Genomic DNA, 18,539 nt, shown 5'->3' with positions numbered 1-18,539 from the left:
GTTCGATGATGCGATGACGTGGGACGGTGGTTCGCCGTTGCGCCGCGCCGACGGATGACGTTATTCCGCCTCGAGCGCGTTGAAGAAACAGGTTCGGTTTCCGGTATGGCACGCGGGGCCGGGCGAGTCGACGAGCGCGAGCAGCGTATCGGCGTCGCAATCGGCTCGCAGCTCGATTACACGCTGCATGTTGCCGCTGGTAGCGCCCTTGTTCCAGAGCTCCTGCCGGCTGCGGCTCCAAAACCAGGTGGTGCCCGTCTCGAGCGTGAGGCGCACCGACTCTCGGCTCATCCAGGCGACCATGAGTACCTCGCCCGTATCGTGCTGCTGCACCACGCAGGTGATGAGGCCACGGTCGTCAAATCGCAGGTCATCGATGTTCATCAGAAGTCCAATCTCACGGGAATGCCCTGGGCGGCCATGTATTCCTTCACCTGGCGGATCGAGTAGGTGCCAAAGTGGAAGACGCTTGCGGCGAGTACGGCGTCGGCCTCGCCCTCGAGTACGCCCTCGGCGAAGTGCTCGAGCGTGCCCACGCCGCCTGAGGCGATGACGGGAATGGACACCGCGCGTGCCACGGTACGGGTGAGCGCTAGATCGAACCCGGCTTTCGTGCCGTCGCGGTCCATGCTGGTGAGCAAGATCTCACCAGCCCCGCGGCGAGCCGCTTCCTCTGCCCAGGCAACGGCATCGATGCCAGTGGGGGTGCGTCCACCGGCAAGGTACACCTCCCACCGATCGGCACCGGGCGCTCCGGGCTTGCCCACGCGCTTGGCATCGATCGCCACCACAACGGCTTGGCTGCCGAATGCGGCCGCGGCTTGCGTGATGAGATCGGGGTCGCGCACCGCAGCCGAATTAACCGAGACCTTGTCGGCGCCGGCGGCAACCATGGTGCGCATGCCGGGAAGGTCGCGGAATCCGCCGCCCACGGTGTAGGGGATGGCGAGTTCGGCGGCGGCGTGGGCAGCCATGTCGATAGTCGTGACACGGTTGTCGCTCGTGGCGGTGATGTCGAGGAAAACCACCTCGTCGGCACCCTCACGGTCATAGGCGGCGGCGAGCTCGATGGGATCGCCGGCGTCGCGTAAGTCGACGAAGTTCACGCCCTTGACCACACGCCCGTCGCGCACATCAAGACAGGGGATAACACGTTTGGTGAGCATGATCTACCTCCCAGTCGCCGCATCGAGCGCCTGATCGAGCGTGAAGGAGCCTTCGTACAGGGCGCGTCCGGTAATGGCTCCCTCGATGACTTCCGGTCCGGCGGCGGCAAGGGCCCGTATGTCCTCAAGTGTCGAGATGCCGCCCGAGGCGACTACGGGAAATCCGGCCACCCTGGCGACCGAGCGATACGCATCGACATCGATGCCCGTCTGCATGCCATCGCGGGCAATATCGGTGAACACGAGGTGCTTGAATCCCAGCGAGGCGAGTTCGGACACGACTTCGTCGCAACTGCGCCCAACACCGTCGCGCCAGCCGTTGACCTTGACCTGCCCGTCGCGGGCAGCGACGTCTGCAACGAGCAACTCTCCAAATCCACGCGCTGCGACCTCGGCAAACCCGGGTTCAGTGACCAAGACGGTGCCGAGGGCGATGCGCTTGGCACCCGCCGCGGCGAGCTGGTCGATGCGTGCGAGGGAGCGGACGCCGCCGCCGACGTCGATCGATAGCCCCCCTATGGAGCAAATCGAGCGAATCGCGCGCATGTTCGCGGCGCATGCGCCGTCGTCTTCGCCGAACGCCGCGGAGAGGTCGACGACGTGGATCCAGCGCGCGCCCGCTTGCGAGAATTCGCGTGCGATGGCGACGGGGTCGTCGGAATAGACCTTCATGCGGCCGCGGTCGCCTCGTTCGAGGCGTACGACCTTACCGTCAATCAGGTCGATGGCGGGAAAGAGGATCACGAGGGGCCTCCTCGGTAGAGGGTGGATGATGCGGTGCGGGCGTGGTGGGGTGCGACGCAGGGGGATGCGGTGCGGGCGATGCGAAGAGGTGTAACTCCCGGGGCACGCTGTGAGCTCCTAGGAGCACAGGCGCACGAAGTTGCGAAGAATCGTGTGCCCATGCGCGGAGGACTTCTCGGGGTGGAACTGGCAGCCGAAGACGCTGCCGCGCGCCGCAACGGAGGCGAAGTTGCGTGCATAGTGCGTGACGCCCGCCACGTCGTCCTCATCGACGTCGGCCCCGAGGGCATAGGAGTGGGTAAAGTAGACATTCGACCCCTCGGCGAACCCCTCCAGCAAGGGGCACGGGTGCCCGTGCTCGGTAAGGTGCACCTGATCCCAGCCCACATGGGGAACCTTGAGACGCGCCGATTCGAGCCGCGTGCAACTGCCGGGAAGCATGGCGAGCCCGCGCACCCAGCGCGTCCCGTCGGCCTCGAAAATCGAACCGGCGTCGAGGCCCGTGCCGCGGGGGTCGGGTGCGGGGACGGTTGGCGCGTCTGCGGGAACGCCCTCGTCACCGCGTTCGAAAAGTAACTGCAGCCCCAGGCATATGCCTAAAAACGGCGTGCCCTTGCCGCCGTGTGTGGCTTCGATCACGGCGCGGTCCTGACCGTGTTCGGCCATGTACGAGATCGCGTCGTAAAACGAGCCGACGCCCGGCAGGACGATGCCATCGGCGCTCGCGATCGCATCGGGGTCATCGGACGCGAAGGCACGCGCCCCCGCGCGCGTGAGCCCGCGCACGACGCTCGACAGATTGCCTTTGTGGTAGTCGACCACCACGATGCTCGGTTCGTTCACGGATGCCTCCCTTACAGCGAGCCCTTGGTGGAGGGCACGCCGTTCACGCGGGGGTCGAGTTCGCAGGCGTAGCGCATCGCGCGGCCAGCCGCCTTGAAGGCTGCCTCGATGATGTGGTGCGAGTTCGCTCCGGCGAGCTCGCGTACGTGCAGCGTCACGCGCGCGTCGCGGGCGAGGGCGTAGAAGAACTCGACGGCGAGCTCGGTGTCAAAGGAGCCCACGCGCTCGGTGGGAATGGGAAGGTCGCAGTACGCCTGCCCGCGTCCCGAAATATCAACGGCCGCCTGGACGAGCGTCTCGTCCATGGGTATGCACACGTCGGAAAAGCGCGTGATGCCCGCTTTGTCTCCGAGCGCCTGGGTGAATGCCTGGCCGAGCACGATGCCGGTGTCCTCGACGGTGTGATGTGCATCGACCTCGATGTCTCCTGTGGCACGAACGGTGAGATCAAACAGGCCATGGCGCCCGAAGGCGTTGAGCATGTGGTCGAAGAACGGTACCCCGGTATCGATTGAGCAGGTGCCGGTGCCGTCAAGGTCAAGCTCGACGGTGATGTCGGTTTCCCCGGTGACGCGCGTGACGACGGCGCGGCGGTTGGCGGAATCGGTCATGGCGATCGGTCCTCCTTAAGGCAGAAGTTCGGTCAGCGCCGCGATGACGGCGTCGTTTTCCTCGGGCGTTCCCACGGTGATGCGCAGGCAGTCCTCAAGACCAGCCGCGGCGCTGAAGTCGCGCACGAGGATTGAGTACTCGTCGCGTAGGCGGTTGCGGATGGCGGTGGCGCCTGCCATGCGCACCAAAAGGAAGTTCGCGCTGCTCGGCCATACGGTGATGCCGGGGAGTTCCTCGAGGGCACGCTGCAGCCGTGCGCGTTCGGTGACGATGGAGGCGGTGAGCGGCTCGAGGGCGCCGCGCTTCCGCACAAGGGCGAGTGCGGCTGCCTGTGTGAGGACGTTGACGGAGTAGATCTGGCGCACGGCGGAGAGCGCGTCGATGATGTCCGTGGCGGCCATTACGTAGCCGCAGCGCGTCCCGGCCGCACCGTAGGCCTTGGAGAGCGTGCGCAGGATGACGAGGTTGTCGAGGTGCGCGAGGAGGGGCAGGGCCGAGGCATCCTCACCGGCGAACTCGATATACGCCTCATCCACCATCACCAGACCGTGGCACGCGTGGCAGGCGCGCTCGATGAGGCCGAGGTCGGCCAGGTCGCCGGTTGGGTTGTTGGGCGAGGTGACAATCACGAGGTCACAGGTGCGCGCGCAGGCGAGCAGCGCCTCCTCGTCCAAGGTGAGCGTGCGTGGATCGCGGCCCGCAGTGCGGACATTCGTCTCGGTGAGCTGGGCGAAGAACGCGTACTCCGAGAAGCATGGCGGGCAGATGAGGACGGAGCGATTCCGGCCGCCGAAAGCGAGCAGGAAGTTATAGAGAAGCTCGTCGCCGCCGTTGCCCACGCAGACCTGGGCGCGCGAGACGTCGTTCACGGCGGCAATCTCGTCACGTAGCGCATCCGACATGGGGTCGGGGTAGCGATTGAGCGGGGTCGCGGCGAGTACCTCGTCCACGGCCTCGCGGACGCTCGCCGGCAGGGGGTGGGTGTTCTCGTTTGCGGAGAGGTTGATGCGTGTGGCCGTGAAGTTCGGATCGTACGGTTCGATGGAGCGCAGGTGCGGCTGCATGAGGCGTTGGACACGGGTGGAGAGCTCTGCCACGGTTACCTCACCTCCCCTTGAGCGGTGGGGCGTCCGACGCCGGACGCCACCGTTGCGGCATCGTCGGCGGGCCAGGCGATGGCGGTGAGGTCCGCTTCGGCGAGGACCTTGGTCGCCACGGCAGGGGCGCCCTCGTCGATAAGGCGGCGGCGCAGCCCCGCGGAGAGCGCGTGCGCCCACAGGCCCTCGGCCTGCGCCATGGTCTGGGTGGCGGGGGCGTCGGCGAGTAGGCCCTGCGGCGTGTAGCAGATGACTGACGAGCTCGTAACGAAGTCGTCGACGGACAGCGGGCTGGAGAACTGCGCGGTGCCGCCGGTGGGCAGGGTGTGGTTGGGTCCCGCCACGTAATCGCCCAGCGGCTCGGAACTCCAAGCGCCCACGAAGATCGCACCCGCGTTGCGGATGGAGCCGACGAGCCCGAGGGCATCGGCGCAGTGGAGCTCGAGGTGCTCGGGGGCGATGGTATTCACGGCGTCAATCGCAGTCGCGAGATCGGGCGCGATTACGATGGTCCCCTGGTCGGTGAGGGAGGTGCGGGTGATTTCGGCGCGCGGGCTTTGGGCGAGAAGGACCTCGAGCGCCGCCTCGACACCGCGCGCGAGCTCGGGGCTCTCAGTTACGAGGTAGCACGCCGCCAGCGGATCGTGCTCGGCCTGGGCCATGAGATCGGCGGCGACCACGGCTGCCTCGGCGCTCGCGTTGGCGAGCACGCAGACCTCGGAGGGCCCCGCGATCATGTCGATGCCCACATCGCCCGAGACAAGGCGTTTCGCGGCTGCCACGTAGGCGTTGCCCGGCCCCGTGATCTTCTCCACGCGCGGGATGCTCTCGGTGCCGTAGGCGAGCGCGGCGACGGCCTGGGCTCCGCCCACTAGGTAAATCTCGTCGACGCCGGCGACTTTGGCCGCGGCGAGCGTGGCGGGCGAGATTCCTCCGTCGCGCTGGGGAGGCGTGGCCATCACGACGCGTTCCACGCCGGCGACCTTGGCGGGAATGGCGTTCATTAGCACGGTCGAGGGGTACTGGGCGCGTCCGCCGGGGACGTAGATGCCGGCGGCGCGCACGGGCGTCACCTGCACGCCGAGCAGCGTGCCGTCCGCGCGCGTGGTGAACCATGACTGGCGGACCTGGCGCTGGTGGAAGTCGCGGATCTGCGCGGCGGCCTTCTCGAGGGCAGCGATGAGGGACGCATCCACCTGCTCGAGGGCGGCGTCGATGCGCTCCTGCGGCACACGGAAGTCGGTGAGGTCGACACCATCGAACTCGGCGGCGTACCGATGCAGTGCTGCATCACCCTTCGCGCGCACGGTGGCGATGATGTTCGCGGCAGCTTGGGTGATCTTTGCCGGAACAGCGCCCTCGCGCCCAAGGTTGGATACGGTGAGACGCTCGCCGGGGAGCAGGGTGACGGTGTTCATATGCGGGCCTTTCTGGGGCTGGGGCGCGGAGGGGTCCGATGGACCGATGCCCCGAGTCGATGGGGGAGGGGCGGGAACTCAACGTGCGTATCGAGCGCGTTGACGGCCTTAATGCGCGTCGTCGCAGGCGCTCTCGTCGCGCCAGGCAGCGAGACGCCGGGCGAGCTCACGCACACGCGGGTCGAGTCGTGCGCGGCCGGGATTCGCGAAGAAGCGTGCGGTGCAGGTCATGAGTTCGCCGGTGATCACGAGGTCGTTCTCGCGCAGGGTCGTACCGGTGGCGGTGATGTCGACGATGCGATCGGCGAGCCCCACGATGGGACCGAGCTCGATATTACCGTGCAAGGTCACCACCTCGGCATTCACGCCGCGCTCCTCGTACCAGGCGCTCGCGATGCGCGGGTACTTGGTCGCCACGCGCAGGCATCCGCGTCGGGCATAGGAGCGCTTGGTCGCCTCGGCACGTCCTGCTGGTTCGGCTTCGATGAATCGGCAGGTTCCATACGCCAAATCGACGAGTTGCAGCAGGTCGAGATCCGCCTCGATGAGCGAGTCGCGTCCGCAGATGCCACAGTCGGTCCCTCCGAGCGCGACGAAGGCGGGGGCATCTGTGGCGCGCACGATGACGAGCTCGACCGGACCGATCGCGCCCTCGCCCTCGCGCGTATCGCGCGTGCGTATGATCAGGTGACGCCCGGGGTCGCGCAGTCCGCTCGCGTCGATGCCGACGGCCTCGAGCGCGGCGATGGTGTCGTCCTTCAACGAACCCTTGGGCACGGCGATGCGCAGGGGCGCTTGCTCGCCGACCGTCGCTGATGCGCCGGGATTCGTGGTGGCAGCGGAGCCGGGGCGCACGGTACCTGCCGATTCGCCCACGCGGATGTCACCGCACGGTGCCTGCTCGGCCTGCGCCTCCAACACCTCGGTGAGGCGCTCGAGGGAGAACGCGAAGCCAGCGGCTGCCGCACCCTGCTCAAGGGCGGCGTCGAGCACCGCGTCGTAACGGCCGCCCGACCCCACGGGATCGGCGAGGTCGCCTGCGTAGGCTTTGAGTACCAGCCCGGTGTAGTAGCCAAATGAGCTCATGAGGGAGAAATCGAAAGAGAGATGGCTCGCCAGCTCGGCGTTGCACGAGGTCAGGCGCTGGACGAGCGATCGCAGCTCCGTCGTCGTGGAGGTGGTGGAGCCGGCGGCGCGCAGCAGGGCGTCAACGCGGTCGAGCGCCTCGGGGCCACCCGTGATGCGGGGAAGTTCGCGCATGGCGCACTGGAGTGCGACGGGTAGGTCGCTTGTGACGGCGAGCTCGTCAAGGTCGATGTAGTTGTTGGCGTGGACGAGCGCGAGCGCCTCGTTGGCGAGTGCCTCATCGACGCCGAGCTCGAGGAGGGCTTGATAGGGAACGACGCTGCCGCAGACGAGCTGCCAAGAATTGAGCCCCAGGTCATCGAGTGCTTCGGCGGCGATGAGGGTCATCTCGGCGTCTGCGGCGTCCCCGCCCTCGCCCACGAGTTCATACCCGAGTTGGGTGAATTGGCGTGCCTGCGCGGTGCCGCGGGGCTGCTGGCGCACGACGGGCGCCTCATAGCGCAGGCGCAGCGGCAGGTCACGCTCGCTCATGCGTGCGGCGATGGCGTGGACCACCGAGGTGGTGTTGTCCGGTCGTACGGCGAGCAGTGCGCCGTTGTCGTCGAAGAGATTGAACGGCGCATCGGAGCTCCAGGCGTTGGCCCCGCCGACGCTCGCCGATTCGATGAGGGGCGTTTCGATGGGGCGGTAGCCATGGTGCACGAGACGGGCCTTCACCGTCGCGACGATATGCTCGCGCATCTCCGCCTCGTCGGGCAGGATATCTCTGAATCCGCGCGGTGCCGTTGCCATGTCGTCCCTCTCTCATCATCTGGGTGCCTGTTGTCTTCGTGCGGACACTTTAGCATGATGGAGTGTGTGGGAGGCCGCTGCACCCAACTCTTAACATGCAAATTGGTGCAATTGGGGACGGGTGCAAAATGCACCATAAAATGCACCATGGGGGTGGAGCGTCCCTGGTGCCGTTTTCGGCGGGCCTCGCATGTGAGCCTAGGCGAACGCCTTGCAGTGGAAATCCGCTGCATAATGCTCCATGACGCCCACGACGACCCGGATCGCCCTCGTATGCCGCTACAATACGAGCGGTTCAAATCACGTCATATCGAACGGCGCGTCTCAGAACGCGTCGCCACGTCAGAAAAGGACGCACGCGCCCATGGCATCTCTTGCAGACCAGATCTCCTCTCGTCGCACATTCGCGATCATCTCGCACCCCGACGCCGGCAAGACCACCCTCACCGAGAAGCTCCTGCTCTACACCGGCCAGGTTCAGAGTGCCGGCTCGGTCAAGGGCAAGCAGAATTCCCGTCACGCCGTCTCCGACTGGATGGACATCGAGAAGCAGCGCGGCATCTCCGTCACCTCCTCGGTGCTGCAGTTCACCTATGGCGGCTGCTGCGTGAACATCCTCGACACCCCCGGCCACCAGGACTTCTCCGAGGACACCTACCGCACCCTCATGGCCGCCGACGCCGCGGTCATGGTCATCGACGGCGCCAAGGGCGTCGAGGCCCAGACCAAGAAGCTCTTCCGCGTCTGTGCCATGCGCGGCATCCCGATCTTCACGTTCGTGAACAAGATGGACCGCGAGACGCGCGACCCGTTCGACCTCATGGAGGAGGTCGAGAACGTGCTCGGCATCCGCACGTACCCCATGAACTGGCCCATCGGCAACGGCCGCGATTTCCGCGGCGTGTTCGACCGCGCGAGCCGCAAGGTCCTGGCGTTCGAGGGCGACGGCCGTGCCAACGGCACCAAGAAGGTGGACGAGGTCGAGGCAACGCTCGGCGATGCCGCCCTGAGCGAGCTCATCGGCGAGCACAACCACAACAACCTGATGGACGATATCGAGCTGCTCGACGGCGCCGACTCCGAGTTCGACCTCGACGCCGTGCTCACCGGCAAGCTCTCGCCCGTGTTCTTCGGCTCCGCCCTCACCAACTTCGGCGTGGAGCCCTTCCTCAAGGACTTCCTGCGCCTGGCTCCCGGCCCCGGTGCGCACACCGACGCGCTCACCGGCGAGCCCGTCGAGCCCACACGCGAGGATTTCTCTGGCTTCGTCTTCAAGATCCAGGCGAACATGGACAAGAACCATCGCGACCGAATCGCCTTCGTGCGCATCTGCTCCGGCAAGTTCGAGCGCGGCATGGAGGCAACGCACGTGCAGGGCGGTCGGAAGATCAAACTCGCCACGGGTACGACCATGATGGCCGACGACCGCGCCATCGTGGACGAGGCCTACGCCGGCGATATCGTGGGCCTGTTCGACCCCGGCATCTTCTCCATTGGCGACACCATCTGCACGGGCAAGAAGCCGGTGCAGTTCGCTGGCATCCCCACGTTCGCGCCCGAGCTCTTCGCGCGCGTCACGCAGGTGGACACGCTCAAGCGTAAGCAGTTCGTCAAGGGCATGGAACAGCTCGCACAGGAGGGCGCCATCCAGATCTTCCGCGAGCTTGGCGCCGGTATGGAGTCGGTCATCGTGGGCGTGGTGGGCACCCTGCAGTTCGAGGTGCTCGAGCAGCGCCTCAAGAGCGAGTACCACGTCGAGGTGCGCCGCCAACCGCTGCCCTACACCGACATCCGCTGGATCGTGAACGAGCCGGGCACCATTGACATCCCGGCGCTCTCCCTCACGCGCGATACCTTGCGCGTCGAGGACATGCGCGGCGGCAAGCTGCTGCTGTTCACGAGTCCGTGGAACATCGACTGGGCGAAGGACCACAACAAGGAACTCAAGCTGTCCGAGTTCGGTAACGTGGAGTTTTAAGTACATAGCTTGATGCGTGCCAGGGCACGCATCGGGCGCGCTGGGGCGTGTGCTGGGCATGTCGGGATGCGCATCGGGCGTGCCGGCGCGCGCGTTGGGCGTGCCGGGACACGTATTGGGCGTGCCGGGGCGCTCAAATATGCTAAAAGAGGGGTCATTAAATAAAATGTGCGGGGTTTAAATAGGGGCAGTCGCGTAGACGGTCAAATTCCTTGAATACAACCTGCGGTTTTGTGATCAAAAAGCCGCGTATATCTTGGGTGCCGCGGTAAACCCCACACATTTTAATTAATAACCCCTCATTTCGTTCAAAGGGGATGTGGGGACGCGTGCCGCGTGCCAAATGGCTCGACGCGTGCCGCACGAATCGCGCAATGGAGAGCCTGGTACCGGGGCGTGCCAAACGGGGCTTGGTGCGGTCCGCGCGAATCTTGCTATGGAAGGCTGGACGTGAGTCGCGCGTCGGCATGCTCGGTCGCGATGGACTTTCCAACAAGCAGTAGAAGCGCGTTCGTTGTGGGCTGGGCGGCATGCGCGCGTTCGTTGTGGGCTGGGCGGTTTGGCCCGGGGATATGTTGGCTGGATGGTTTGACGCGGTGGGCACGAGCTTGGGCTGGAGGCTCGAGCTCGGGTTAGCGTCTACATTTACATAAAGAGTGCGGCCGTCATGGCGATTACCACGGAGGGTAGCATGTTGGCCACGCGGAAGGTCTTGCCCCAGATGAGGTCGACGCCAACGCAGAAGATGAGAATTGATCCCTTCGGTGGAGAGATTTGCGATCGCTGCAGCAGTCATGAGCGGATTCAGGATCTGCGCAAGGACGGTGACGCCTCCCTGCAGGAGGACGACGGGAATGACCGAGAAGATGCAGCCCTTGCCCATGGATGCCGTCATGGTGCACACGAGCAGCGCATCGATGGCACCTTTGAGCGCCAATGTGGTCCAGTCTCCCGTGAGGCCGTCCTGAATGGAGCCCACGATTGCCATTGCGCCCACGGCCACCGACAGGGATGCGGTGACGAACGCGTCGACAAAGGCGGAATCGCCGTTGCTGCGCGTGGCATATTTGAGCCATTCGCCAAACCGGTCGAGCTGCCGTTCGAGGTCGAACACCTCGCCGATGAGCGACCCAAGGGCGAGCGATCCCACCACCAGCGCCGAGTTGACGGCTGCGAGCTTGCCGCCCTCAAGGGACAACATGCCCGCCAAGGCGCCAGAGAGTCCGACGAAGAGGATAGCCACCGCTGTTGCCTTGAGCAGGGTGTCTTGAATGCGGGGCGTGAGGAAGCGGCCAAAGGCCAACCCGGCGAGGCCTCCCACAAGGATGAAGCCGCCGTCGATGAGGGTGCCGAGTCCGATCATGGGTCGCTCCTAGCGTGGGTCGGTGCCGGGAAGCGCTGGTGCATGTGTTCCAGTGAGATGCTCAAAGAGGGCGGAGCAGCCCAGAAGGACATCGCGGTAGGTGGCGTCGAAGTCGCCCGTATACCATGGGTCGGCGACGTCGCGCGTGCTTCCGGCGAAGCTCAGCAGCCGGTGGCAAATGCCGCGAGGATCGCCTTTCAGGATGCGCCCGAGCCCTCGCTCGTTCTCCGCGTCCATGTAGGCGATGATATCCCAGTCATTGTATTCGGCGCGCGTGATCTGGCGGGCGCGGTGCGTACCAACGGGTACCCCGACCTCGCGAAGCATGTTCACGGTCCCATGGTGCGGCGGGTTTCCGATCTCCTCGCGCGAGGTTGCGGCGGAGTCGATGACGAATTCGTTCTCGAGCCCCGCGCGTCGCACGAGCTCCTCAAAGACGAACTGTGCCATGGTCGATCGGCAGATGTTGCCATGGCAGATGAATAGGACGCGATGCATTCCGCGCGGGCCTTTCGTTTAGGTTATTTTCCCTGCTAAGCATAGCAGAGCGCAGGTTGTTCAGACGGTGCGTCTCGACGTGCGGCGCATGGATAGGCCTGTGCACATGGGTGAAGTGGCTCGATGCGTGGGCGAGGCGTTTCGGCGTGCCGGGCAGAGCGCCCCGATGCCCAGAGCGGTCGCGGGGTGTCGAGCGGTTGCGGGACGCCGCTCGGTGCATAGTGATTGCGTGCGCTGTCCGCGTGGTCGGGTAGGATGGAGTGCCTAACCGATTTTGATGGGAGAGTTGTCGTATGGCAGATTCGAACAACGTCGACGTTGCCGCCATCATGAACATGGTCGCCGCGCTGAGCCCCGAAGGGAGCGGCGTGCGCAAGGATGTGGTCGCCACGGCACAGGTTGATTCGGGACGAGCCGAGCCCGTCTCAATGACGTCTGGGTCCGGCGTTGCACCCGAATCATCGACTGGGGTGCGCCCTGCCGTCGCGTCCGCTGTATCCGTCGCGCCCGCAGTATCGACCGCAAGAACGGCGGGCGCGATGCGCCCCCTGGGCTCTGCGGGCTCCCTCACGGCCGATGACTTGGCGGATGCCCCGGCAACGCGGCGCGCGGAGCCCTCACCGGAGGACATCGCCGCCATGAACAAGCGCATCGTGGCGGCGCTCGCCTCCGAGCTCGGTCAGCCTGCCGCGCGCGTCGAGTCCGTCATCGCCCTCATCGACGAGGGCGCCACGATCCCGTTCATCGCCCGCTACCGCAAGGAGGCCACGGGCGGTATGGATGACGTCGCGCTGCGTGCGCTTGACGACCGCCTGTCCTACCTGCGCAACCTCGAGCAGCGCAAGTCCGACGTCATCGCGGTGATCGACGGCCAGGGCAAGCTTACGGACGAGCTCCGCGAGAGCATCGAGCAGGCGCCCACGCTCCAGCGCGTTGAGGACCTCTACAAGCCCTTCCGCAAGAAGCGGGTCACCCGCGCGTCGAAGGCGCGCGATGCAGGCCTCGAGCCGCTCGCGAACCTCATTCTCATGCAGCCCGTGCAGGGGGAGGGTCCGCTCGCGGCGGCCGCGGGCTACGTCAACGCCGAGGGCGGCTTCGCCACGGCGGAGGCGGCGCTCGCCGGCGCGCGCGACATCGTGGCGGAGCTCGTGGCGGAGGATCCCGAGAACACAGCGGACCTGCGCGACTACACGCATAAGACCGCCGCGATCGAATCCGAGGCCGTGGACGCGGACGAGAAGACGCCGTATGAGCCCTATTACGAGTTCTCCGAGGCCGTGCGTTCCATTCCCAACCACCGCATCCTCGCCATCAACCGCGGTGAGCGCGAGGGCAAGCTGCGCGTGCGCGTGCGCGTGGACGGCGAGGCCGCGGCCGAGCGTCTGCAGCGTCGGTACCCGCGCCGTCGCGGGCCGTTCGCGCCGGAGCTCAACGCCGCCATCGCCGACGGCTACAAGCGCCTCATGGCACCTTCCCTTGAGCGCGAGCTGCGCGTGGACCTCACCATGCGCGCACAGGAGGACGCCATCAAGGTCTTCGCCAAGAACACCGAGGGCCTGCTGCAGCAGCGTCCCGTCCGTGGTGCCCGCGTGATCGCGCTCGACCCCGGTTACCGGGCGGGCTGCAAGGTCGCCGTGCTGGACGAGTACGGCAAGCTCCTCGACCACACCATCCTGTACCCCACGCCCCCGCGACGCGATGTCGCGGGAACCAAGCGCGAGCTGCTGCGCCTCACGCGCAAGCACCGCATCAACACCATCGTGGTGGGCAACGGCACGGCGAGCCGCGAGACCGAGGAGGTTGTGGCGGCGTTCATCGCCGAGTCCGCACCCGAGCTGCGCTACACCATCGTGAACGAGGCGGGCGCGTCGGTGTACTCGGCCTCCAAGCTGGCGAGCGAGGAGTACCCCGACCTCGACGTGACCACGCGCGGCGCGATGAGCCTGGGCCGCCGCCTGCAGGACCCGTTGGCGGAACTGGTCAAGATCCCGCCCCAGTCCATCGGCGTTGGCCAGTACCAGCACGACCTCGACCAAGGCGAGCTCGGCCGCGCGCTGGGCAACGTGGTGGAGAATGTGGTCAACCGCGTGGGCGTCGACGTGAACACCGCGAGCGCGAGCCTGCTGGGGTACGTCTCCGGCATCACGCCGGCGGTCGCCAAAAACATCGTCGCCTACCGCGAGGAGAACGGTGCGTTCACCGATCGCCGCCAGCTCAAGAAGGTTCCCAAGCTGGGGCCTAAGGCCTATCTCAACGCGGCGGGCTTTATGCGCATCGCGGGTGGCTCGAACCCGCTCGACGCCACGAGCGTGCACCCTGAGAGCTACGAGATCGCACGTGAGCTCCTGCGCCGTGCGGGTGTGGAGCCGAGCGCCTTGGCGGCAGGCGGCGTGCCGGGCATCGGCGCCAAGATCGGCAACCTCGGCGCAATCGCCGCCGAGCTGGGATGCGGTGTGCCCACCCTGCGCGACATCGTAGCTGAGCTCGAGAAGCCCGGCCGCGACCCGCGCGACGACGCCCCGGAGGTCGTGTTCTCCCAGGCGGCGCGCAGCATCGAGGACCTCGAGGTGGGCATGGAGCTCAAAGGCACCGTTCGAAACGTGGTCGACTTCGGTGCGTTCGTGGACATCGGCGTGCACCAGGATGGCCTGGTCCACATCTCCAAGCTCGCGGACCGCTTTGTGAAGCATCCGAGCGAGGTTGTCGCCGTGGGCGATACGGTGACCGTGTGGGTCACCGGTGTGGATCGCACGCGCAAGAAGATCTCGCTCACCATGGTTGAGGGCCGCATGGATCGATAACGGTTTGCGCCCGCCCCGCGCGTCTTGCGGGGCGGGCGCGTCGTTGTCGCGGCCTGGTTGCGCATGTCGTCGCTGCTGGTCGCTGCCGCGGCGCGTCGCTGCTGGCTGCTGGCGCGGTCCATCGTTGCCGGCCGCTGCCGCGGGGCGTTGCCGCAGTCAGTTGCTGCTGACCGCCGCCGTGAGGACAATCTGTTCTTCGGCAGCCCGGAGGGCTATCGAACGCATTTCTGTCATGAGGGCTGCCACACTGCCGCGCATGGCCAATTCTTTCCATCCGCTTTTGACACCGATTTTCACGGCGACGCCCTTGCTGATGAGCAAGACGCGCTCAACCGGAGATGTCGCCGCTTCAAAACGGGCGCCCTCGTCGCTTTCGCCCGCGGGGGCATGATGCTCCATCGAGTGGATGAAGACTTCGCCCGCCAGGTCGAGCTCGGCAGGATCGCGTTTGACGTCGTTTCCATAGAAGGAGGCGACCGATTGGGTCGCGCGAAATCCCAGGAGCGTCGCGAGTGCGATGTTCGCCGGGATGCCCGCGATGCCAGGAAGGCCCGTCAGGCACCCTTCGAGAAAGGCGATTTGTCGATCCGCCCTCTTGTAGGGCTCTAGGGCTGCCCCCTACATTCGACGCAGGTAGAGGACGCTAAAGGGTGGAATCTCAAGCGACCCCTCAAGGGCGAGTACGGTGGGGGAGGAACCCTCGGCAGTGTTGCCGCTTGCGGAAGAGCCCTCAGCAACAAAGCCCTTCGCAGCGGCGCCTGTCGCGTCTTCTTCTGTACGGCCCTCGAACTCACCGCTGCCGTTTCCCATGCCGTTGTCGAACCCGTGGGGCGCGCAGGCGAGCAGCACCTCGAACGGCCCCGTGAGTGTGCCGTCGCCAAAGGTGAAGGGCGCGCTCTCGGCGTTGACCGCAACGAGCACCTCTTCGGCAGGTTGATCGCCAAATGCCTCAACTCGGCGTTCGAACAGCAGCTGCTTGTTGGTGATCACCACATTGCGATAGCCGCCGTGGCACAGGGCGCGCGACTCGCGGCGCACGTGGTTTAGGCGATTGATGAGCGCGGTGAGCTCATTGGGCTCCTCGCCGCCTGCCCAGCCGCTTGCGGGCGAGTCGAGGCTGTCGGGCGACGGGGCGCTGATGGCGGGACGCAGCTCCACGTCCGCCAGGTACCCGGTGCCCTTTGCGCCCAGCTGCCCCCACTCGCTGCCGTAGTACAGGCACGGGATGCCCGGCATGCCAAAGAGCACGCCATATGCGGGGACGAGGTGACGTTTTTCTGTCAGGATGCTTGCCAGGCGCGAGACGTCGTGGTTGTCTGCGAAGTTCACCAGGTGCTTGTCGCGGTAGATGCACCACGGGTCGCCGCCAAATTGGCGGTGCAGCGAATGGGCGATCTCGAACATGTTCATCGAGTTGAAGCTCGAGTACAGCCCTTTGTAGCATTCGTAGTTCGTGCACGAATCGAGCATCTCGTCGTTGACGATGAGGTTGTAATCGCCGTGCAGGACTTCCCCGATGAGCGGGAAGCCATCGCCGGGCTCACCGTCAAAGCGCGGTTCGCGGCCCAGCTCGCACGCGAGGCCCCGTAGCAGTTTCACGAAATTCCGATCGAGGCTGTACGCGACGTCCAAGCGCAGGCCGTCCACGCCCAGGTCATGTTTCCACATACGAACCGCGTTGAGCAGGTAGTCGATGACCTCGGGATTTCTCAGGTTGAGCTTCACGAGGTCCTGATTGCCCTCCCAGCCCTCGTACCAAAATCCATCACCGAAGTGGGTGTCGCCGTCGAAGCTGATGTTGAACCAATCCTTGTACGGCGAGTCCCACATGTGGTCGCGCACGTCGCGAAACGCCCAGAAGTTGCGGCCCACATGGTTGAACACGGCGTCAAGAATCACGCGCACGCCGCATGCGTGCAGGGCGTCGACCACGCGGGCGAAGTCCTTGTTGGTGCCCAGGCGGCAGTCGATCTCGGTCAGGTCGCGCGTGTTGTACCCGTGCGTGTCGCTGGCGAAGACGGGGTTGAGCAGGATCGCGCCCACGCCGAGCTTGCCCAGGTACGGGGCCCATTCGATAAGCGAGCACACGCGGTGCAGGTCGCGCTCGCGCGCCAGCCCTTCGGCGTCATCGATGGCGGGCGCATCGAAGGGGCAATCGAGCATGCCGAGCGGATACATCTGGTAGAGCGTTGTGTCGAAAACCCACATGTCGAGCACCCCTGAACTCAAAATGATAGGGATGGGTTCGACTGGCGCGCCAACGAACCCATCCCCGGCGATAGGACCCTTAGGCGCATTCAGCATACCGTTGGAGCCCTGTTGAGATGTGGACTTCTCGGTGGGTGGCAGACGCTAGCCCATAAGCCCGCCCGCGACGGACATGAGCGCGATGATCACGCCGACGATCGACTCGCCGCCCAGCACGCCGGAGGCGATGATGATGCCCGACTCTTCATGTGTGATTTCGGGCGCGTTGTCCGCGCTCGTGTTGTCGCCGGTTGCGCTGCGGAGGTTTCCGGTGCTCGCTGCTGTATTGGCCGGCGCGCAGGTGGCCGAGCGGGCGTTAGCCGCGTTGTCGCGGTGTGCGGCGATGCGGTCGTATGCCCACTTGACGCATGCGCCGAGCGTGGCCGAGATGGTCATGTAAAACGGCAGGTACACGCCGAGGCCGAGCATCATGGAAGGGATGCCCAGGCAGTACAGGACCGTTCCCGCCCCGAGGCCCACGAGGAAGGCGGGCACGCTGGGGATGCCCGAGACCATGGTGGCCACAACGCTGGCCTGCGCGGAGACGAACAGCTTACCCGGGCCGAACGATTCCGGTCCGTATGCGGTTAGAAGGGCTGCCATAACCGCGACAGAAACGACGGCGCCCAGCAGCGCGCCGATGGCCTGGCCGATCCACATTGCGCGAGGGCTTGTGCCCAAGATGTGCCCGGTTTTGAAATCGCTCATCACGTCGCCCGCAAGGCCGCATGCCACGGCGACCACGCCCGCGACGAAAAACAGCTTGACCTGGTTGGATTCTCCGAGGGCGGCGATGATGAGCAGCACGATGAGCCCGAAGATCTCCATGGGATCGATGCCCGTTTGGCCAACCGACTGCGCGCTCATGATGGTGGTGACAAATGTGAGCACGACAACGATGATGCAGTGCAACGGCGCGATGCCAAGGATCAAGCAGATGAGGAGCGCCGCCGCAGCGACGAACAGCGCTAGGGCACCGCCCTGCGCCCTCGTGCCATTTGCCCCCGGCGTCAGCGACACGGATGACAGGTTGGCCGCCTTGGGCAGGATGTCGTGCACGACCACGCCCAGGCCAGAGCCCATCATGAGGCCCATGCCAAGGCTCGACACGATGCCCTGTGCTACGGTGACGTCCCATAGCCCTGCAGCGCTGCCGCCCACGATGATGCCGAGGTTGGCGATGAACCCTCCAGCAAGCCAGAAGGCGACCGCCGCTCCGCCCACCAGAAAGCCTACGGAGAGAAGCATCGGGGAGTTGTAGATGCCAAAGGCGACGCCCGGAATGGGCAGGGCGCACAGCATGGTTGGAATGACGCCCGCAAGGTCACGCAGGGCGCACCACAGCCCTGCGGCCGCCATGGAGCCGAAGAGCTTCTTGCCCGTAGCCCCGCCTGCGCGGCTCGCCATGAGGGTTTCCGCTGCGGCGGTGCCGATGGGGTATTCGAGGTCGGACTCCTCCACAAATCTGCGGCGAATGAGGGCCGTGCACACCAGCCCAAGCAGGGTGCCCGCCAGCGCCACGCCGAGCATCTCGATCCAGCTGACATCATGCCCTGAGCCGAGCATCCAAATGCCGGGGATGGTGAATGCCAGGCCGCCGGCTACCATAGAGCCCGCGGACATGATGATTTGAGTGACGTTTGCCTCGTTGAGGCTCGTGTGGCCGAGGGCACGCAGCAATACCAGGGCGGTGATGGAGGTGAAGATGGTGGGCCAGGGGAGGGCTCCCATCTTGAGGGCTGTATACACCGAAGATGCCGTGATGATGACGCATCCGATGCAGCCGATGAGGATACCGGCGGCACTGATTTGCCCGCGCCACGGCGTGCGCTCGTTTATAGAACTCATTTGTAGCTCCCTCGTATATCCGCTCCCCCTCAGCGGGGAGTCGGGT

15 protein-coding genes are annotated in these 18,539 nt (G+C 65.7%); 3 read left to right on the top strand and 12 right to left on the bottom strand.

Going from position 1 to position 18,539, the window contains the following annotated elements; genetic code table 11:
* Window positions 1-60 precede the first annotated feature (60 nt).
* The 8 genes from hisI to hisG all read right to left on the bottom strand — a co-directional run bounded on the left by hisI (window position 61) and on the right by hisG (window position 7,758).
* Window positions 61-384: a phosphoribosyl-AMP cyclohydrolase gene (gene hisI / locus LK434_RS05670; RefSeq protein ID WP_006720181.1), complete on the bottom strand. Its 324-nt coding sequence runs from the start codon at window positions 382-384 to the stop codon at window positions 61-63.
* Entirely contained in the window at window positions 384-1,166 is a 783-nt protein-coding gene (gene hisF / locus LK434_RS05665; protein WP_006720182.1) for an imidazole glycerol phosphate synthase subunit HisF, read from the bottom strand. Before hisF ends, hisI begins: the two co-directional genes overlap by 1 nt.
* A gap of 3 nt (window positions 1,167-1,169) precedes the next feature.
* A complete protein-coding gene (locus LK434_RS05660; RefSeq protein WP_006720183.1) occupies window positions 1,170-1,910 on the bottom strand; it encodes a 1-(5-phosphoribosyl)-5-[(5-phosphoribosylamino)methylideneamino]imidazole-4-carboxamide isomerase in 741 nt (246 codons plus the stop codon).
* Window positions 1,911-2,027: 117 nt separating this feature from the next.
* Window positions 2,028-2,753, bottom strand: coding sequence for an imidazole glycerol phosphate synthase subunit HisH (locus LK434_RS05655; RefSeq protein ID WP_006720184.1), 726 nt, complete (start codon window positions 2,751-2,753; stop codon window positions 2,028-2,030).
* Between the two features lie 11 nt (window positions 2,754-2,764).
* Window positions 2,765-3,364, bottom strand: a complete 600-nt coding sequence (gene hisB / locus LK434_RS05650; protein WP_006720185.1) for an imidazoleglycerol-phosphate dehydratase HisB — start codon at window positions 3,362-3,364, stop codon at window positions 2,765-2,767.
* 15 nt (window positions 3,365-3,379) lie between these two features.
* Window positions 3,380-4,462 (bottom strand): histidinol-phosphate transaminase, encoded by a 1,083-nt coding sequence (gene hisC, locus LK434_RS05645; RefSeq protein WP_040360520.1) that lies wholly within the window; start codon window positions 4,460-4,462, stop codon window positions 3,380-3,382.
* 2 nt (window positions 4,463-4,464) lie between these two features.
* The gene (gene hisD / locus LK434_RS05640) at window positions 4,465-5,880 is read right to left on the bottom strand and encodes a histidinol dehydrogenase (protein WP_006720187.1); all 1,416 of its coding nucleotides are present in this window, start codon (window positions 5,878-5,880) and stop codon (window positions 4,465-4,467) included.
* A 108-nt stretch (window positions 5,881-5,988) separates the two neighbouring features.
* Window positions 5,989-7,758, bottom strand: coding sequence for an ATP phosphoribosyltransferase (gene hisG / locus LK434_RS05635; protein WP_006720188.1), 1,770 nt, complete (start codon window positions 7,756-7,758; stop codon window positions 5,989-5,991).
* A 364-nt stretch (window positions 7,759-8,122) separates the two neighbouring features.
* On the opposite strand from hisG, the gene LK434_RS05630 reads away from it, so the two are divergent.
* A complete protein-coding gene (locus tag LK434_RS05630) occupies window positions 8,123-9,736 on the top strand; it encodes a peptide chain release factor 3 (protein WP_006720189.1) in 1,614 nt (537 codons plus the stop codon).
* Window positions 9,737-9,893: 157 nt separating this feature from the next.
* On the opposite strand, the gene LK434_RS10630 is transcribed toward LK434_RS05630, so the two are convergent.
* Both LK434_RS10630 and LK434_RS05620 read right to left on the bottom strand, forming a co-directional pair.
* The gene (locus LK434_RS10630; protein ID WP_006720191.1) at window positions 9,894-11,099 is read right to left on the bottom strand and encodes a DUF554 domain-containing protein; all 1,206 of its coding nucleotides are present in this window, start codon (window positions 11,097-11,099) and stop codon (window positions 9,894-9,896) included.
* 9 nt (window positions 11,100-11,108) lie between these two features.
* The gene (locus LK434_RS05620) at window positions 11,109-11,597 is read right to left on the bottom strand and encodes a low molecular weight protein-tyrosine-phosphatase (RefSeq protein ID WP_006720192.1); all 489 of its coding nucleotides are present in this window, start codon (window positions 11,595-11,597) and stop codon (window positions 11,109-11,111) included.
* Between the two features lie 293 nt (window positions 11,598-11,890).
* Between LK434_RS05620 and LK434_RS05615 the strand changes: the two genes are divergently transcribed.
* Together LK434_RS05615 and LK434_RS05610 are read left to right on the top strand one after the other, a co-directional pair.
* Window positions 11,891-14,398, top strand: coding sequence for a Tex family protein (locus LK434_RS05615; protein WP_006720193.1), 2,508 nt, complete (start codon window positions 11,891-11,893; stop codon window positions 14,396-14,398).
* Window positions 14,399-14,461: 63 nt separating this feature from the next.
* Window positions 14,462-15,007: a hypothetical protein gene (locus LK434_RS05610; RefSeq protein ID WP_006720194.1), complete on the top strand. Its 546-nt coding sequence runs from the start codon at window positions 14,462-14,464 to the stop codon at window positions 15,005-15,007.
* 9 nt (window positions 15,008-15,016) lie between these two features.
* On the opposite strand, the gene LK434_RS05605 is transcribed toward LK434_RS05610, so the two are convergent.
* Both LK434_RS05605 and LK434_RS05600 read right to left on the bottom strand, forming a co-directional pair.
* Window positions 15,017-16,606, bottom strand: a complete 1,590-nt coding sequence (locus tag LK434_RS05605) for an alpha-amylase family glycosyl hydrolase (protein WP_040360522.1) — start codon at window positions 16,604-16,606, stop codon at window positions 15,017-15,019.
* A 144-nt stretch (window positions 16,607-16,750) separates the two neighbouring features.
* Complete coding sequence (locus LK434_RS05600) at window positions 16,751-18,493, bottom strand: OPT/YSL family transporter (protein ID WP_006720196.1); 1,743 nt, start codon at window positions 18,491-18,493, stop codon at window positions 16,751-16,753.
* Window positions 18,494-18,539 lie beyond the last annotated feature (46 nt).

This window comes from Collinsella stercoris DSM 13279, from assembly GCF_020735465.1.
In the GTDB taxonomy this organism is placed as follows: Bacteria; Actinomycetota; Coriobacteriia; order Coriobacteriales; family Coriobacteriaceae; genus Collinsella; species Collinsella stercoris.
The sequence above is the reverse complement of the archived record's forward strand: the minus strand, read 5'-3'. Positions and strand labels throughout refer to the sequence as shown.